The sequence below is a fragment of the Phenylobacterium sp. 58.2.17 genome, assembly GCF_026411515.1.
In the GTDB taxonomy this organism is placed as follows: domain Bacteria; phylum Pseudomonadota; class Alphaproteobacteria; order Caulobacterales; family Caulobacteraceae; genus Phenylobacterium.
In genome coordinates this window covers 41,671-54,871 of record NZ_JAPMTQ010000010.1, presented here as the reverse complement: position 1 = coordinate 54,871, position 13,201 = coordinate 41,671, and the positions used below count along the sequence as shown (strand labels likewise).

Below are 13,201 nucleotides of genomic sequence, written 5' to 3'. Positions count from 1 at the left end.
TGGAGCCCCATCTGGAACGTCGAGGGGTGGGCGTCAACGCCCGGCCGATCAGTTCGACTCGGCCGGCGGGTTCATCTGGGTCGCGGCCTGGATGAGGGCGGCGATCCGGTCGGTGGAGTCGGCGGCTTGGCTCAGCATCTGCAGCGGGCCGGCGCCCGGACGGACGACCGAGGCGACCTGGTTGGCCGCGCCCTGGGCCACGGCGAGAGCGGTGTTCTGCGCGCCGTTGAGCTTGTTGCTCGCCATGCGGAGCGCGTTGGCGTCCTGGTAGATGAAGCCGTGGGTCGGATAGGTCGACGAGCCCAGGTCACGCACCGGATCGTACCAGACCTTGACCTGCGACCAGTCGCCGGCCGGCGAGACGTCGATGACGGTGACGTCCTTCTCGATCTGGCCGCGGGTCCCGCCGATGCGCGACCAGTTGGCGTGGGTGATCTGAATGACGCGGTCGGTCAGCACCTGGCTGACGACGGCCACGTGGCCGAGACGCATCTTGCCGGTGGGCTTGAAGCAGAGGACGGCGCCCGCCTTGGGGCTGAAGCCGGTTTCGTACTTGCCGACCGCCTGGCGCCACCAGGTCCACGCATCGCCGTAGATCTGGACGCCGGAAATCAGCCGCGCGAACGGGACGCACTGCCAATAGGTATCGGCCATCGCACCCGAGATCGGAGCAAAGAACATAACCGCCGCGGCGGCCAGGGAGCCGATCACGGCCCTCGGTCGTTTAAGCATGCTACGGGTACTCCCCCACGCGAACAGCGTAAGGGGTAACCATCTCACGCCTCGATGAAAAGAGTCTTTACGCGCCTGCGGTAGAAGGTCGCCGGGGCTGCAGCGCATCCGCCGACAGCTTCATGCGCGCCGGGACCAGGCGTTCACCAAGATGATTTGACGCCCTGGCCAGTGAAATGACACCGCATCGGCAAACTAACCACAGCCCCAGGCCCGGGGGCCGGTCATTGAGCTCAAATAGTTTCGAAACCAAACTCACGAATACTATCGGACGCGGAAGCCAGACCATGTAGACGGCGCAGCTTGTCTCGCGCGTATAAACGAGCTGTGCGTTACCAAATGTTTCAGAGACCGCTGGCGTCGCCTGGGCCAAGAAGAAGATCGATCCGCCGGCGCGGTCACAATTACGGCATCAGGTGCGGCGATCGCCGTCGAAACGAGCACCCTGGAGGCCGCAGATCGGGCTTGGAGGCGCCTCAGGGTGATTCCGCAGCCGCACCCGGACGCGCCGAAGCCGCAATGACGCCCAGCGCTCAGGCCGCCGCAGTCATGTAGCGGTCCCAGAAGCCTTCGGCCGGCTCGACCTGCTCGACCACGTCGACCCAGAGGCCGGACGGATCGAAGAAGCCGAAGCGCAGCTGGCCGAACGGCTCCTGGGCCAGGGCGTAGTCGACCCGCAGGCCGCGGCCGCGGAATTCCTCGTAGGCCAGGGTGGCGTCCTCGACCTGCAGCTCGAAGCACATTCCCTTGCCTGAGAACGCCTCCGGTCCCGGCGGGCTCGAGGGATGGTTCGGGTGCATGAAGGCCAGAGTCGCACCCTCGGCGGCCAGCAGGATGAACCAGTCGGCCTCGAAGACGACGTCGAACCCCAGGTGGGCGGTCCAGAAGTCGCGGCAGTCCGCGAGCCTGGGCGTGACGATGATCGGATAGCGGTCGACGAATTTCATGGGCCTGTCCCTTAATCAGCCTCTGTCCCTTGATCAGCCTCGGAGGCGAGTTAAGATACAGACTGTCTGTATGTCAAATGGGAAATCGGCGATGGGCGTGAAGGCCGAGCGGGCGGCGGCGACGCGGACGCGGCTGGTGGCGGCGGCGCGCAGGCTGTTCGCCGCCGAGGGTTATGCGGCGACCGGGACGGAGGCGATCCTGGCGGCGGCCGGCGTGACGCGGGGCGCGCTCTATCATCACTTCGCCGACAAGCAGGCGCTGTTCGCCGCGGTCTGCGAGCAACTGCACGAGGAGGCCGAGCGGGCGATCGAGACCGACGCGGACGCGCAAGGCTCGGCCTTCGACGGGCTGACGGCCGGCTGCCTCGCCTTTCTCGACTTCATGGCCGCCCCGCAGGTGCGCCGGATCCTGATCCTCGACGCCCCCAGCGTGCTGGGTTGGGAGGCCTGGAACGAGATGGATCGCCGGCACGGCTTCGGACTGCTGATTGCGGGCGTGCAGGCTGCGATCGACGAGGGCAGCCTGGGCGGCGACCCAGAAACCCTGGCGGTGATGATCAACGGGGCGCTGAACTACGGCGTGGTCTGGGCCGGCCACGGCGAGGGGCCCGAGGCGCTAATGCGGCTAAAATCGAGTTTTGTTGAGACCATGACCCGCTTGCGGCGATGAAACTCCACCTTATCTGACGCGGTTGGCTCGATAGAATTTCCACATAACAGGAAGGACCCCGATGGACACCCTTATGACCCTAGCTGCTGATCCGGCCGTGTGGGCGGCTTTGATCACGCTCATCGTCATGGAGGTGGTCCTTGGCATCGACAACCTCATCTTCATCTCAATTCTCTCGAACAAACTGCCCCCCGAACACCGCACCAAGGCCCGCCGGATCGGCATCGGCCTGGCGCTGATCATGCGCCTGGTGCTGCTGTCGACCCTGGCCTTCATCGTCGGCCTGACCGCGCCGGTGTTCGAGCTGCCCTGGCACGGGGCGCTGGACGAACACGGCAAGCCGGCCTGGGAGCTGGCCTTCTCGTGGCGCGACCTGATCCTGATCGCCGGCGGCCTGTTCCTGGTCTGGAAGGCGACCACCGAGATCCACCACACGGTCGATCCGACCCCGAACGACGACGTGTTCGACTCCAAGAAGGCGGTCGCCAAGAACTTCGGCGCCGCCATCTTCCAGATCATCATGCTGGACCTGGTGTTCTCGATCGACTCGATCCTGACCGCCGTGGGCATGACCGAACACCTGCCGGTCATGGTGATCGCGGTGATCGTGGCCGTGACGGTGATGCTGGTGGCCGCCGACCCGCTGGCCAACTTCATCAACAACAACCCGACCGTGGTGATGCTGGCCCTGGGCTTCCTGCTGATGATCGGCACCGTGCTGATCGCCGACGGCTTCGGGGTGCACGTGCCGAAGGGCTACATCTACGCGGCGATGGCGTTCTCGGCCGGGGTCGAGGGGCTGAACATGTTGAGCCGCAACGCCGCCAAGAAACGCGAAGCCTTGGGCCAGGACGCGACCAAGCACTGACCGCCACGACCCAAAGTGTCATCCCGGAAGCCGCACAGCGGCTGTCCGGGATCCACGGCCGCCGCGTCGCATCTGAACCATCAGGTGTTCATGGATCCCGGTCTTCGGCTGCGCCGAAACCGGGATGACACGCAGCGGCGGCGCCTTGGCGCCGCCTCGCTCTACAGAAAACTGTACGGATCGACGTCGATGGCCACCCGGATCGCGCCGGGCGGCCGCACGCGGGCGCGCCAGGTGGCGAGATAGGCCGAGAGGTCGACATTGCGGTCGGCGCGGACCAGGAAGCGCTTGCGCCGACGGCCGCGCACGAGGGCGAGCGGCGCGTCGGCCGGACCGTAGACCTCGACCCCCTCGGCGTTGGGCGCGACCTTGGCCATCTCGCGGGCGAAGGCCTCCAGCGCCGCCGCATCGGGGCCCGACACCACGATCGCCCCCAGCCGCCCGAACGGCGGCAATTTCATGATCTCGCGCTCGGCCATCTCGGCCTCGACGAAGGCGTCGCGGTCCTGGGCCTTCAGCGCCTGCATCACCGAATGCTCGGGGGCGTAGGTCTGCAGCAGCGCGCGGCCCGGGCGGTCGCGGCGCCCAGCCCGGCCGGTGGCCTGGGCCAGCAGCTGGTAGGTCCGCTCGGCCGCGCGCAGGTCGCCGCCGCGCAGGCCGAGGTCGGCGTCGACCACGCCGACCAGGGTCAGCTTCGGGAAGTTGTGGCCCTTGGCGGCGGCCTGGGTGGCGACCAGGATGTCGATCTCGCCGTCGGCCATGGCGTCGACCAGGCGGCGCGCCTCCTTGGCGTCCCAGACGGTGTCGGACGAGAACACCGCCACGCGGGCGTCCGGGAACAGGTGGCGGGCCTCCTCCTCCACCCGCTCCACGCCGGGACCGATCGAGGTCAGGCTGTCCTTGGCCCCGCAGTGCGGGCACTTGTCGGGCTTGGGCATGGAAAAGCCGGTCAGGTGGCAGACCAGGCGGCCGCTGTAGCGGTGCTCGACCAGCCATGAGTCGGTGTCGGGCGAGGTCAGCTTCTCGCCGCAGGCCTTGCACAGCACCAGCGGGGCATAGCCGCGACGATTGAGAAACAGCAAGGTCTGCTCGCCGGCGGCCAAGGTTTCGCCCATCGCGTCGACCAAGGGCGGCGAGAGCCAGCGCCCGGACGGCGGCGGGGTCGCCTTCAGGTCGATCAAGGTGATGTCGGGCAGCCGCGCGGTCCCGTGGCGGCTGGTCAGCTTGAGCCAGCGGTAGCGGCCGGTCTCGGCATTGCGCAGGGTCTCCAGCGACGGGGTGGCCGAGGCCAGGATCACGCCGGCGCCCTCGATCTTGCCGCGCATCACCGAGAGGTCGCGGGCCTGGTAGATGAAGCCCTCGTCCTGCTTGTAGGAGCCGTCGTGCTCCTCATCGACGACGATCAGCGACAGCTGCGTGAACGGCAGGAACAGGGCCGAGCGGGCGCCGATGACGATCCGGGCGGCGCCGGTGGCGACCGCGTCCCAGGTGCGGCGGCGCATCGGCGGGGCGACGTCGGAGTGCCACTCGGCCGGTTCGACCCCGAAGCGTTCCACGAACCGGGCGATCACCGCCTGGGTCAGGGCGATCTCGGGCAGCATGACCAGGACCTGGGCGGCCGGGTCCTTGGCCAGGGCGGCGGCGACCGCCTCCAGATAGACCTCGGTCTTGCCCGAACCGGTGACCCCGTCGAGCAGGGCGACGTTGAAGCCGCCCTCGGCGACCATGGCCTTCAGCGCCTGCGCGGCCGCGGCCTGGCTGGCGTTCAGCGCATGGCCGGCGCGGGCGAGGTCGGGCTCGGGAAAGGCCGCCGGCTCCTCGACGAGGCGCAGGGCCAGAGCCCCCTCCTCGACCAGCCCCTTGACGACGCCGGCCGAAACCCCGGCGGCGCGGGCGAGATCGGCGGGGGCCAGCGGGCCGCCGGCGGCGGCCTCCAGCACCTTCTGGCGGGCCGGCGTCGCGCGGGCGGGCGGCACGCCGGTGGCCTCCAGCAGCTTCTGCGGCTTGGCCTTGGGGGCGCGGGCGCCGCGGATGGCGATGGCCAGCGGCTGGCCCGGCGCGTCGACCGAATAGCGCGCCGCCCACTGCACGAACTCGATGGCCCCGGGCGGCAGCGGCGGAGAATCCAGCTTGCTGTCGAGGACCTTCAGCGGCCGGTTGCCGCCCGCCCCCTCGCGCAGGGCGACGACCACGCCACGCAGCAGACGCGGGCCGAGCGGGGCGGCCACCTGGTCGCCGACGACGAGCTCCATCCCTTCCGGCTCGGCGTAGTCGAACGCCTCGGGCAAGGGCATGGGAAGCAGGACGGAGGCGATGCGGCTCATGGCCCTTCCACATAGGCTGGCCGTGAGGCGGCGCAAACGCTAAACAGCGGCCGAAATCTTGCGCCAGAAGGTCACCCCATGCAGCTCTTCCTCGACACCACCGACATCGGCCTGCTCAAGGAGCTCACCGCCACCGGCCTGGTGGACGGGGTGACCACCAACCCGACCCTGATCGCCAAGTCCGGCCGTCCCATGCTGGAGGTGATCGCCGAGATTTGCGAGCTCGTCGAGGGCCCGGTCAGCGCCGAAGTCGCCGCCACCGAGGTCGAGGGCATGCTGGCCGAAGGCGCCAAGCTCGCCGCGATCGCCCCGAACGTGGTGGTCAAGCTGCCGCTGACCCGCAACGGCCTGATCGCCACCGCCGAGTTCGCGGTGCAGGGCATCCAGACCAACGTCACCCTGTGCTTCACCGCCGCCCAGGCGCTGCTCGCCGCCAAGGCCGGGGCCAGCTACATCTCGCCGTTCATCGGCCGCCTGGACGACTACGGCGCCGAAGGCATGACCCTGATCGAAGAGATCCGCGCGATCTACGACAACTACGGCTTCGACACCGAGATCCTGGCCGCCTCGATCCGCACCCCCGCCCACGTCACCGCTGCGGCCCTGGCCGGCGCCGACTGCGCGACCATTCCGCCCACGACCTTCGCCGACCTCTTCAAGCACCCGTTAACCGAAAAGGGTCTTGAACAGTTCCTCAGCGACTGGGCCAAGACGGGCCAGTCCATCCTGTAGAACGCTGGGGGCGGGCATATGAGCGGGGCGAAGGCGAAGGAACACAGTCTCGAGCCCCGTGAGGTCCGCGCCTTCCTGTCGGACAATCCGGACTTCCTGCGCGGCGACGCGGCGCTGCTGGCCGAGCTCGGCCTGCGCGCCGACGCGGCCAATGTGATCGACTTCGGCCCCGCGGCCCTGGCCCGCGTGCACGAAGCCCACAAGCGCGAAAGCAGCGCCCGCAAGCACCTGGAAGCCACCGCCCGCGCCAACTTCGCCGCCCAGGCCCAGACCCACGGCGCGGTCGTCGACATGCTGGAATCGCGCAACCACGCCGACCTGGCCCGCCGGGTCGACGAGCTGGCGCAGCTGCGCTTCGGCCTGATCGGCGGCGTGGTCGCCCTGGAAGGGCCCGAGCGCACCCCGGCCGGCTGGCGGATGCTGATCGAGGGCCAGATCGACATGATCATCGGCCACGACCGCGTGGCGCTGATGGGCTTCGAACCCGTCGCGCTCGGCCTGTTCGGCGATCGCGCGCCGCAGGTCCGCTCGATGGCCATGGTCCGCATGGCGATCTGGGAGCCGTCGCGCGAGGGCCTGCTGGCCTTCGGCTCGGCCGACGAGCACGGCTTCACCGAGGACATGGGCGCCGAGCTGGTCGCCTTCCTGGCCCGGGTCGTCGAACGCACGGCGGAGCGGTGGCCGGTCCTGTGACCAGCGCCCGCCAGGCGCTCGCCTCCTGGCTGGAGCATCTGGCCAAGGAGCGCCGCGCCTCGCCGCGCACGGTCGAGGCCTACGCCTTCGCCGGCGGCCGCTACATCAGCTTTCTCGAGCGTCATCGCGGCGAGGCGCTGAGCCTCGCCGATATGGGGACCCTGGCCCCCAGCGAGATCCGCGCCTGGCTGGCGCACCTGCGCCAGGGCGACCACCCGCTGTCGGCGCGCTCGCTGTCGCAATCGCTGTCGGTGATCCGCACCTTCCACAAGTATCTCGACCGCCGGCTGGACACCCCCAACGCCGCCATCGCCCTGGTGCGCGGCCCGCGCGTCGTCCCCTCGGCCCCGCGGCCGGTCAGCGAGGATCAGGCCGCCGGCCTGATCGCCGAACCGGCCTTCGACCCTGAGCGCGACGACTGGGAGGTCAGCCGCGACCAGGCGGTGCTGACCCTGCTCTATGGCTGCGGCCTGCGGATCTCCGAGGCGCTGTCGCTGAAACGCTCGGACGCGCCGGTCCCCGACACGCTGCGCATCCTGGGCAAGGGCGGCAAGATCCGGATGGTCCCGGTGCTGCCGGCGGTGCAGGCGGCGATTGCGGCCTATGTCGCCGACCTGCCGTTCGTACTGGCGCCGGGCGATGCGCTGTTCCGCGCCAAGCGCGGCGGCCCCTTGAGCCCGCGCCACGTGCAGGCGACGGTGCAGGGCCTGCGCGGGCGGCTCGGCCTGCCTGACAGCGCCACGCCGCACGCCCTGCGCCACTCGTTCGCCACCCACCTGCTCGGGGCCGGGGCGGACCTGCGCTCGATCCAGGAGCTGCTGGGCCACGCCTCGCTGTCGACGACCCAGCGCTACACCGAGGTCGATGCGGCCTCGCTGCTCAGCGCCTATGCCAAGGCCCATCCGCACGCCTGAGCTCGACGGCCTCGGTGTGATGGGACACATGGTTCCGGAGTGCCGGGATAGGGCGGGATAGACCGGGACGGCGTGGGACGAAACGCTTGTGCCACAACGCATTCCGGCTCCTCTGAGGCCCGCGGCGGGGCGCTGGGCGTTGTCCCGCGGAAAAGCCGCCAAACGGCCTCCTGGGCGGTTTTAGACTGTCTACGCCGCCCCGGTCATTAGACATTCGAGACTCGTTCGAGGCGAGTTCGAGGGGCCTGCGAGGGCGCCTCGCTCAAACCATTGCGCCACAAGGGATGAACGGCCTCAAACGGCCTTGAAAGGGGTGTTTGGGTGCCATGCGCGAAGGCGGCCCAACCGGCCGATACGGCCAGGAAACGCAGCCGCCGAACCGTCAACTACGGTTTACGGTTCGGGCTGCGGTTTACGGTTCGGGAAAAGGTGTAAGAATTCCGCGACTTAAGGCCATTCGGCCACGAAAAAGGCGGGCTCGAAGGCCCGCCTGAACCGTAAACTCGCTTAGTGCTGCGCTATGCGCCGCAAAGCTGCTGGATCAATTCGTCTGAGTGACGTTCGCCGCCGTAGATCACGCCTATCGCCCCATTGGGCTTGAGCGTGAACAGATACGGTCGCCAGCCGACATAACCGCCGTAGCTGTTCTTAGCGTTCACTCGGGTGCAGACGACCTGGCCCTCGCTCTCGAAGCCCATGTACACGTACTTGCGCTGCGTTGGACCACTCAAGATCTCCAGCTGGGCGGAGTGGGCATCCTTGAGGACAGCCTCCAGCTGCCCGCGGAGGCGGGTCTCTAGGTCAATTGCATCGGCGGCGGCGCTTGAAGCGACCGACAGCGCAGCGGCAACCACAACGGATAGATAGGCTGTACGCACTGACATTCTAAATCCTCTGCATGACGCCGAGCACCTGGCCGATGATCTGCAGCCGCTTCATTTCGGCCCCGCTGATCGTCTCGGACGGGTAATCGGCATTGTCGGACATCAGGGTGACGCCGTCAGTTAGGACGCGAAAACGCTTCACCCGCGCCTCGCCGGCTAGGACGAAGGCAAACACGTCGTCGAACAGCTCGGTGACGTTCTGATCGATCAGAACCAGGCCGCGATCTGTGATCGTCGGCTCCATAGAATCGCCACGCGCCGTGACGAACGCCAGACCGCTGGCGCTTCGCCGCCCGAACTGCTGTTCGAGGAACCGAACGGTGAGCGGGATATCTTCAACGGCTTGTCGTCCCTCGTTCCAAGCGCCAGCCCCGGCGGCGAGTTGGACATCGTACCGCGGAATGCGGACGACTTCGTCCCCCTGCGGGCCATCGCCGGTCCCGCTGACCAACCAGTCGATACTCACGCCAAGGCCGGAGGCGACACGCGCGACGATGTCTATCCGCGGGCCCGCGACGCTGCCGCCAGACATGAGCTTTGAGACGGTCGCCTGAGGGAGGCCGATCCGTTGCGCAAACGCGGTGATCTTCTCTGGAAACATTGCCTCACGTGCCCGCTGAGCAAACCCGTGAAGATCAAAATTCGGATCATGGGCACCGTCCATCGTGTTCTCCCATCGCGAGAACTATTGACGACCATCCCTATTTCGATCCATCATCACGAAAGTGATGGGGAGAACGATATAGCGATGGCGCGGAAGTGGCACGCCGAGGACATAAAGAGCGCCGTGCGTAAAAAAGGCACGACGCTCAAGGCATTGGCCCTAATGAACAATCTTAGCGAAAGCGCTTGCCGCGCTTCGCTTCGACGCCCCCAGCCGACCTCGGACAAGGTCATTTCCGAATTTCTCGGGGTTCCGCTCCATACGCTGTGGCCAAAACGATATGACGCGAGCGGAAATCGCCTCCCCTCCCGTCACGTTCGTGATGAGACTAATCGGAATCGTACGCGCACGCACCGTCTAAACGCCGAGGCGTTTTAGACATGGATAGCGCCGCCTCGACGCTGCCCATGCGCAGCACGGAAATCGAACTCCCCCTCGCGCTAATCGACGCCACCGACCGCTTGCGCGGCCTGGACCAAGCCGCGGTTGACGAACTGGCGGTCTCCATCGCCGAGACTGGGCTGGTTCACGCCATCACGGTCCGCGCTGTCACCCGCCAGGAGGGCTCGACCCGCTATCGACTGGTCGTGGGAGGCCACCGCCTCGCCGCCCATCACAAGCTGCGCCGCGCGACCATTCGTTGCCGGGTCGCGGTGCTGTCGGACCTCGACGCGCGGCAGATGGAGGTCGACGAGAACCTGATCCGCGCGGGCCTCGCGCCCTTGGATTTTGGGCGATTCCTCGCTGAGCGCCTTGAGATCTATGCAGAGCGTCACCCCGACCAGGTTGTCCGCGATGCGGACATGCCATCGCGCAAACGCGGCCGCCCGCCGAAGAATTTTCTTACGCTAAGAAAAATCCCCGGCGCCTACGTCAAGGCGATGATGGGCTTCGCCGAGGAGACCGCGCGCGACGTCAAGCTGTCGCGTCAGCACATCTATCGTACCGTTCAGACCTGGGGCGGCTTGTCCCCCGAGGTGCGCGACCGCCTGCAGGGCACCGCCATCGCCCGCAACGAGGGCCTGCTGCGCCAGCTGGCGGCGCTGGGCGACAAGGCCGAGCAGGCCAAGGTCGCTGAGCTGCTGATCAGCGGCGAGGCCAAGACCGTGCCCGAGGGCCAGGCCCGCGCGGCCGGCAATCAGCCTATGAAGGCGGTTGAAACGCCGGTCGATGTGACCGTGAAGGCGTTTAGCAAGCTGTGGGGCGCGGCCTCGCCCAGCGCGCGCGCCGCGATCCTGCACGACCTGGCCGGCCGCTCGCTGCCGAAGGGCTACGCGATCCAGTGCCCCGCCGAGGCCGACCATGGCTAGGGTCCGGGGCGACGATCAGACCGGCGACCTCTTCGGCGACGGCTCGATCTTCCCAGTGCGGAAGGTCGCGCCGATGCGCTCGGCGTCGGAGATGAAGCTCGATCTGGCCACCGCCATGGGAATGGCGCTGCGGACCTGCGGCGACACCGGCCACGTCATCGCGGCCAAGATGAGCGAGCTGCTGGGCGACGAGAAGGTCACCACGGCGCAGCTCTACGCCTACACCGCCCCCTCACGCTCGACCCACACGATCAGCGTGGTGCGGTTCATGGCCTTTGTCCGGGCGACCGGCTGTCACTGGCTGCTCGACCACCTGATCCGCGACGAGGGGGCGATCATCCTGCACGGCGAGGAAGCCCTGCTGGCCGAGTCCGCGATCAAGGCCAAGCAGGCCCGCGAGCTAATGGCGCAGTCCAAGGCCGCCCTGGCTCTAGCTCCCAGCACTCCAGAGTTTCGGAAGCAGCGATGATCGACGTCGGGGGGGATTGGTTCTCTGCAGGCGAGTTGGCGGCCAAGGCCCTTCCGGGCCTGCCATCGACCAAGCAGGGCGTGCTCAAGGCGGCGAAGGCCCAGGGCTGGGATGGCCGCGAGGGGCCGGACGGTCCGCTGGCCCGCAAGCGCCAGGGGCGCGGCGGCGGGGTTGAGTATCACGTCAGCCTGCTGCCCGAGGCGGCGCGGCTGAAGCTGGCCGCGGCTGCGGCCCCGGCCACGGCCGAGGTCGCCGACCGCGAGACCGCGTGGGCGCGCTGGGAGCTGCTGCCGGACAGCGTCCGGGGCGAAGCCATGCGCCGCCTGGCCATCCTCGACCAGGTCGAGGCGCTTATCCGCCAGGGCCTGGGCAAGACGGCGGCGGTCAACCACCTCGTCAGCCAGTCGGTGCGCGAGGCCCAGCTGGGCGGCGAGCCGGCCCTGAGCTGCAGCACGGTCCACAGCTGGTTCGCGCGGGTGGCCGGCATCGCCGTCAGTGACCGCGCGGCCTATCTGGCGCCCGAGTACGGCGGCCGGGCCAGCAAGTCCGACCTGAGCGACGACGCCTGGGAGTTCTACAAGGGCGCGTACCTGCAGCAGTCGAAGCCCAGCCACGCGGCCTGCTACCGCCGCCTGGGGCGGATCGCGCCCGAGCACGGCTGGGCCGTGCCCTCGGCCAAGACGCTGCAGCGCCGGATGGACCAGGAGGTCCCGCCGCCTGTCCAGACGCTGTTCCGCTATGGCCGCGAGGCGCTGGACCATGCGTTCCCGCACCTGACCCGCGACCGCTCGGGCATCGCGCCGATGCAGATCCTCAATCTCGACGGCCACACGTGGGACGTCATGGTCGAGTGGCCGGACGGGACCATCGCCCGGCCGATCTCGTTGGCGGTGCAGGACATCGCCAGCGGCAAGATGCTGGCGGTGCGGCACGATCTGTCGCTGAACCACCATCTGGTCCGTCTGGCGCTGGGCGACACCTTCCGCACCTATGGCCTCTGCCAGACCATCTTCATGGACAACGGCCGGGAGAACTCCGCAGCGGCTATCGCGGGCGGTCAGCGCCGCCTGCGCTGGGGCAAGACGCCCGAGGAAGAACCGGCCGGCCTGCTGACCACGCTGGGCGTCAAGGCGATCTTCGTCACGCCATATTGGGGTCAGGCCAAGCCTATCGAGCGGGCGTTCCGCAATTTCGCGCACGACATCGCCAAGGGGCCGGAGTTCGTCGGGGCCTACACCGGCCACAACCCGGTTTCGAAGCCCGAGAACTATGGCTCGCGGGCGGTCCCGTATGCTGAGTTCGCGGCCATCGTCGAGCGCGAGCTGGCCTTCTACAACGCCCAGGAAGGCCGCCGCGGCCAGGGCATGAACGGCCGGTCCTTCGATCAGGTGTTCACGGCCGGGATGGCCAAGGCCGAGCGCCGCACGGTCACCGAGGCGCAGCTGCGCCTCTGCATGCTGGCCTCGAAGCCGGTCGGCATGGACCACAAGACCGGCGAGGTCCGCGTCGAAGGCCACCGCTACTGGTCGCCCCAGCTCGGCGACCTGCCGCGGCAGAAGGTGATCGTGCGCTTCGACCCGGAGCGGATGGACCAGGACGCCTTCGTCTACAGCGAGCGCGGCCAGTTCCTGGCCCAGGCCAGCCGTGTCGGCGCCGGCAGCTTCGACAACCTCAGCGACGGCCGGGAACACCGCAAGGCGCTCCGCGACTACGCCCGCGCGGTCAAGGCCCAGGCCAAGGCGGCCCGCAAGCTGTCGGCCCGCGAAGTCGCAGCCCAGCTGGCCGGCCCTGCCGCGCCCGAGCCCGTCATCACCACGCCAGACACCAACGTCGTGCGCCCGGCCTTCAAGGCCCCGCGCAAGGCCGAGGCGGCGATCTCGACCACCGATCATCTCGACGCCTGGGGCCGCGGCTTCCGCCAAGCCCTGGGCGGCGAATGAGAAGGCCCGCCCGGAGCGGCAACTCCGGACGGGCCCAGTAGCAAACGTAAACGC

General features: G+C 68.4%; 14 protein-coding genes. 9 read left to right on the top strand and 5 right to left on the bottom strand.

Features of this window, described 5'->3' with window-relative positions; genetic code table 11:
• Positions 1–48: 48 nt before the first annotated feature.
• Entirely contained in the window at positions 49–732 is a 684-nt protein-coding gene (locus OUA97_RS09325; protein WP_267231622.1) for a CHAP domain-containing protein, read from the bottom strand.
• Positions 733–1,265: 533 nt separating this feature from the next.
• Positions 1,266–1,679, bottom strand: a complete 414-nt coding sequence (locus OUA97_RS09320; RefSeq protein ID WP_267231621.1) for a VOC family protein — start codon at positions 1,677–1,679, stop codon at positions 1,266–1,268.
• A gap of 91 nt (positions 1,680–1,770) precedes the next feature.
• Between OUA97_RS09320 and OUA97_RS09315 the strand changes: the two genes are divergently transcribed.
• Together OUA97_RS09315 and OUA97_RS09310 are read left to right on the top strand one after the other, a co-directional pair.
• Complete coding sequence (locus tag OUA97_RS09315) at positions 1,771–2,349, top strand: TetR/AcrR family transcriptional regulator (RefSeq protein WP_267231620.1); 579 nt, start codon at positions 1,771–1,773, stop codon at positions 2,347–2,349.
• 61 nt (positions 2,350–2,410) lie between these two features.
• Positions 2,411–3,217, top strand: coding sequence for a TerC family protein (locus OUA97_RS09310; protein WP_267231618.1), 807 nt, complete (start codon positions 2,411–2,413; stop codon positions 3,215–3,217).
• A 161-nt stretch (positions 3,218–3,378) separates the two neighbouring features.
• Here the strand turns inward: OUA97_RS09310 and OUA97_RS09305 are convergent, their stop codons facing one another.
• Complete coding sequence (locus OUA97_RS09305; protein WP_267231617.1) at positions 3,379–5,541, bottom strand: primosomal protein N'; 2,163 nt, start codon at positions 5,539–5,541, stop codon at positions 3,379–3,381.
• Positions 5,542–5,619: 78 nt separating this feature from the next.
• On the opposite strand from OUA97_RS09305, the gene fsa reads away from it, so the two are divergent.
• Genes fsa through OUA97_RS09290 form a run of 3 tightly spaced genes read left to right on the top strand, consistent with a single transcriptional unit; the run spans position 5,620 to position 7,880 of the window.
• Complete coding sequence (gene fsa / locus OUA97_RS09300) at positions 5,620–6,273, top strand: fructose-6-phosphate aldolase (protein ID WP_267231616.1); 654 nt, start codon at positions 5,620–5,622, stop codon at positions 6,271–6,273.
• Between the two features lie 18 nt (positions 6,274–6,291).
• Positions 6,292–6,966 carry a DUF484 family protein gene (locus tag OUA97_RS09295; RefSeq protein WP_267231615.1) on the top strand — a complete coding sequence of 225 codons (675 nt, stop codon included), beginning with the start codon at positions 6,292–6,294 and terminating at the stop codon, positions 6,964–6,966.
• A complete protein-coding gene (locus OUA97_RS09290) occupies positions 6,951–7,880 on the top strand; it encodes a tyrosine recombinase XerC (RefSeq protein WP_267231614.1) in 930 nt (309 codons plus the stop codon). Before OUA97_RS09295 ends, OUA97_RS09290 begins: the two co-directional genes overlap by 16 nt.
• Before the next feature lie 518 nt (positions 7,881–8,398).
• Here the strand turns inward: OUA97_RS09290 and OUA97_RS09285 are convergent.
• Entirely contained in the window at positions 8,399–8,764 is a 366-nt protein-coding gene (locus OUA97_RS09285) for a hypothetical protein (RefSeq protein ID WP_267231613.1), read from the bottom strand.
• 1 nt (position 8,765) lies between these two features.
• Entirely contained in the window at positions 8,766–9,428 is a 663-nt protein-coding gene (locus OUA97_RS09280) for an XRE family transcriptional regulator (protein ID WP_267231612.1), read from the bottom strand.
• Between OUA97_RS09280 and OUA97_RS23435 the strand changes: the two genes are divergently transcribed.
• From OUA97_RS23435 to OUA97_RS09265, 4 genes are read left to right on the top strand one after another with little or no spacing between them, the layout of a single operon-like run.
• Positions 9,414–9,806 carry a helix-turn-helix domain-containing protein gene (locus tag OUA97_RS23435; protein WP_416362420.1) on the top strand — a complete coding sequence of 131 codons (393 nt, stop codon included), beginning with the start codon at positions 9,414–9,416 and terminating at the stop codon, positions 9,804–9,806. The two genes, OUA97_RS09280 and OUA97_RS23435, sit on opposite strands and share 15 nt — an antisense overlap.
• A gap of 2 nt (positions 9,807–9,808) precedes the next feature.
• Complete coding sequence (locus tag OUA97_RS09275) at positions 9,809–10,738, top strand: ParB/RepB/Spo0J family partition protein (protein ID WP_267231611.1); 930 nt, start codon at positions 9,809–9,811, stop codon at positions 10,736–10,738.
• Positions 10,731–11,207, top strand: coding sequence for a hypothetical protein (locus OUA97_RS09270; RefSeq protein ID WP_267231610.1), 477 nt, complete (start codon positions 10,731–10,733; stop codon positions 11,205–11,207). The genes OUA97_RS09275 and OUA97_RS09270 overlap by 8 nt, the downstream gene beginning before the upstream one ends.
• Positions 11,204–13,147: a transposase domain-containing protein gene (locus tag OUA97_RS09265; protein WP_267231608.1), complete on the top strand. Its 1,944-nt coding sequence runs from the start codon at positions 11,204–11,206 to the stop codon at positions 13,145–13,147. Before OUA97_RS09270 ends, OUA97_RS09265 begins: the two co-directional genes overlap by 4 nt.
• Positions 13,148–13,201 lie beyond the last annotated feature (54 nt).

Coding starts and splice junctions, on each gene's coding strand:
- OUA97_RS09305 (WP_267231617.1), bottom strand. CDS start 5,541: ATGAGCCGCATCGCCTCCGTCCTGCTTCCCATGCCCTTGCCCGAGGCG.
- OUA97_RS09325 (WP_267231622.1), bottom strand. CDS start 732: ATGCTTAAACGACCGAGGGCCGTGATCGGCTCCCTGGCCGCCGCGGCG.
- OUA97_RS09285 (WP_267231613.1), bottom strand. CDS start 8,764: ATGTCAGTGCGTACAGCCTATCTATCCGTTGTGGTTGCCGCTGCGCTG.
- OUA97_RS09320 (WP_267231621.1), bottom strand. CDS start 1,679: ATGAAATTCGTCGACCGCTATCCGATCATCGTCACGCCCAGGCTCGCG.
- OUA97_RS09280 (WP_267231612.1), bottom strand. CDS start 9,428: ATGGACGGTGCCCATGATCCGAATTTTGATCTTCACGGGTTTGCTCAG.
- fsa (WP_267231616.1), top strand. CDS start 5,620: ATGCAGCTCTTCCTCGACACCACCGACATCGGCCTGCTCAAGGAGCTC.
- OUA97_RS23435 (WP_416362420.1), top strand. CDS start 9,414: ATGGGCACCGTCCATCGTGTTCTCCCATCGCGAGAACTATTGACGACC.
- OUA97_RS09275 (WP_267231611.1), top strand. CDS start 9,809: ATGGATAGCGCCGCCTCGACGCTGCCCATGCGCAGCACGGAAATCGAA.
- OUA97_RS09295 (WP_267231615.1), top strand. CDS start 6,292: ATGAGCGGGGCGAAGGCGAAGGAACACAGTCTCGAGCCCCGTGAGGTC.
- OUA97_RS09265 (WP_267231608.1), top strand. CDS start 11,204: ATGATCGACGTCGGGGGGGATTGGTTCTCTGCAGGCGAGTTGGCGGCC.
- OUA97_RS09315 (WP_267231620.1), top strand. CDS start 1,771: ATGGGCGTGAAGGCCGAGCGGGCGGCGGCGACGCGGACGCGGCTGGTG.
- OUA97_RS09270 (WP_267231610.1), top strand. CDS start 10,731: ATGGCTAGGGTCCGGGGCGACGATCAGACCGGCGACCTCTTCGGCGAC.
- OUA97_RS09310 (WP_267231618.1), top strand. CDS start 2,411: ATGGACACCCTTATGACCCTAGCTGCTGATCCGGCCGTGTGGGCGGCT.